We start from the raw sequence: 2,617 nt of genomic DNA, 5'->3' as shown, positions 1-2,617 counted from the left end.
TGACGGCGGCCGTGGCAAAGTCCAGGTGTGCGGCCGGTCGAGTCCAGGCTGATGGCCACGGGAATTCCCGGTGTGTGGCCGTGTGACCTGTGGTGTTCCTGATCGCTTCCTTATCTGAAGGAGACCCCTCCGTCCAGTTTGCTGGTGTTTGCGAAGCACCCAGCTACCGGCCGGAGAGGTCCTGTGACGAAGTCTGACAGAGAGATCATGGAGATCCTTGAGGCGTACGACCTGACCGGGACGGTCTGGTCGGCGGCCGGCTTGACCGGGCATGACCCGAAGACCGTGAAGCGGTATGTCGAGGCCCGCGCCAGCGGGCGAAATCCTTACGAGCGAGAGCCGCGGCCGAAGATGATCGACGCGTTCCTGGAGAAGGTCGAGGAGTGGGTCGAGCAGTCGAAGGCGACGATCCGCGCCGATGTGGTCCACGAGAAGCTGGTGAAGATGGGCTACCGGGGCAGCGCACGCTCGACGCGGCGGGCGGTGAACGCGGCGAAGACCGCGTGGAAGGCGGGCAAGCGCCGCACCTATCGGCCGTGGATCCCCGAGCCGGGCCGCTGGCTCCAGTTCGACTGGGGCGAGGGCCCGCGGATCGGCGGGCGCCGGACGTGGCTGTTCTGCGCGTGGTTGTCCTGGTCGCGGTTCCGGGTCGTACTCCCGGTCCGGGACTGCACGTCGGGCACGCTGGTGGCCTGCCTGGACACGACGCTGCGGCGGATCGGCGGGGCGCCGACCTACGTGCTGACGGACAACGCGAAGACGGTGACCGTCGAGCACATCGCCGGGATCCCGGTCCGCCACCCGCAGATGGTCGCCGCGGGCCGGCATTACGGCTGCCAGGTGGTCAGTTGCGTCCCCTACGATCCCGAATCGAAGGGCGGCGCGGAAGCCACGGTCAAGATCGCGAAGGCCGATCTGGTGCCCACGAAGGCGAATCTGCTGCCCGCCTACGACACGTTCGCCGAGCTCGCCGATGCTTGCCGCACCTGGTGCGACACGGTGAACTCGCGCCGCCACCGGGCGACGGGACAGATACCTGCCGACCGTCTCGACATCGAACGCACCACCTTGCACGTCCTGCCCGTCGAACCGCTCGCGCTCGCGCTGGGCGAGGAACGGCTCGTGGGCTCGGACCGTACGATCAGCTTCAACTCGGTGCGCTACTCCACCCCGCCGGGCTATACCGGGGTGAGGGTGTGGTGCCGGGTCGTCGGCGACGAGCTGTCGATCACCGCCCGCACCAAGTCCGGTGATCTGTCGGAGATCTGGCGCCACCAGCTCTCCACTCCGGGCCTTCCGCAGATCATCGACGAGCACTACCCCGACCACCCCGACGGCCGGTCCGTCCACCAGCCGCGGCTGCGGCCCCGCTCGGAAGCGGAGATCGCGTTCGTGGGCATCGGCCCGGGTGCCGGGCGCTGGCTCAAGGAAGCCGGACCCGCCGGAGCCACCCGGATCCGCGCCAAGATGGCCCGCGCGGTCGAACTCGCCACCGTCCTGGGCAACGACCGCGTCGACCAGGCCCTCGGCCTCGCGGCGACGGCCGGGCGTTTCGCTGACGGCGACCTCCTCTCGATCCTGGGACACATCGCGGACAGCAAGCCCGCCGGCGAGGTCGTCCGCGCGGACGAAGCCCACTCCGTCCAGAACGGAACCATCGGCTGGCAGGCCCTGGGGAAGTAGCCGACTCCCTTTCCTCCAGCACTTTTCGACCGCATCCGATCCAAGAGAACGGCACCCCCATGAGTTTTCCCAACCCGCCCGCCATCCCCGAGGAACTCGACAAGCTCATGCGACGCATGCGGCTGCCCTATATGCGCAAGGCAGCCCCCGACGTCCTGGCCACCGCGCGGGCCCAACGCTGGGACCCCGCAGAGGTGTTGCGGCTGCTGATGACCGAGGAAGTCACCGGCCGCGCCGCGGCCACCCGCCGCCTGCGCAGGTCCTCGGCGAACTTCCCCACCGGCAAGACCCTGGGTTCCTGGCGGGCCGAGGACTCCACCATCCCCGAACCCACCCAGAACTCCCTGACCACCCTGGAATGGATCGGCCGCGCCGAGAACCTCGTGATCGCCGGCCCGTCCGGGACCGGGAAGAGCCACTTCACCGAGGGCCTCGCCCAGGCCGCGATCGAGAAGGACATGCGGGTGTCCTGGTTCACCCTGGAGACCCTCGCCGCCGCGATCAGCAAGTCGAAGGTCGACGGTTCCACCGCCCGCACCGTCGCCCGGATCTGCCGCGCGGACCTGATCGTCATCGACGACATCGGCCTGCTGCCCGTCACCGAAGACGAGGCCGAGGCGTTCTACCGGATCATCGATGCCGCCTACGAGCGTCGCTCCATCGCGGTGACCAGCAACATCCACCCGTCAGGCTTCGACACGATCATGCCGAAGACCTTGGCCGGAGCGAGCACGGATCGCCTCATGCACCACGCTCACCTCGTGACCACCTCCGGCGACTCGCACCGCCTCGCCGAGGCCCTCGCAGGGAAGGGAGTGGTCCCCTTGAACTGACCCACCCCAGGAACACCGCTGGCCACACGCATGGATTTCTGATGGCCACCAGCCTGGACAACCACCGGCCGCCCACCTGGGCATCTCAGTGGCCGTTGACA

At 68.6% G+C, this 2,617-nt stretch carries 2 protein-coding genes; both read left to right on the top strand.

Annotated elements, in window-relative coordinates:
* The first annotated feature begins 207 nt into the window (after nt 1–207).
* Nucleotides 208–1,683, top strand: coding sequence for an IS21 family transposase (gene istA, locus ACVNF4_RS34730; RefSeq protein ID WP_461806841.1), 1,476 nt, complete (start codon nt 208–210; stop codon nt 1,681–1,683).
* Between the two features lie 59 nt (nt 1,684–1,742).
* Nucleotides 1,743–2,516 carry an IS21-like element helper ATPase IstB gene (istB, locus tag ACVNF4_RS34725; protein ID WP_461806840.1) on the top strand — a complete coding sequence of 258 codons (774 nt, stop codon included), beginning with the start codon at nt 1,743–1,745 and terminating at the stop codon, nt 2,514–2,516.
* Nucleotides 2,517–2,617 lie beyond the last annotated feature (101 nt).

It is taken from the genome of Streptomyces sp. S6, from assembly GCF_054880855.1.
This window is presented reverse-complemented; position numbering and strand designations above follow the sequence as displayed.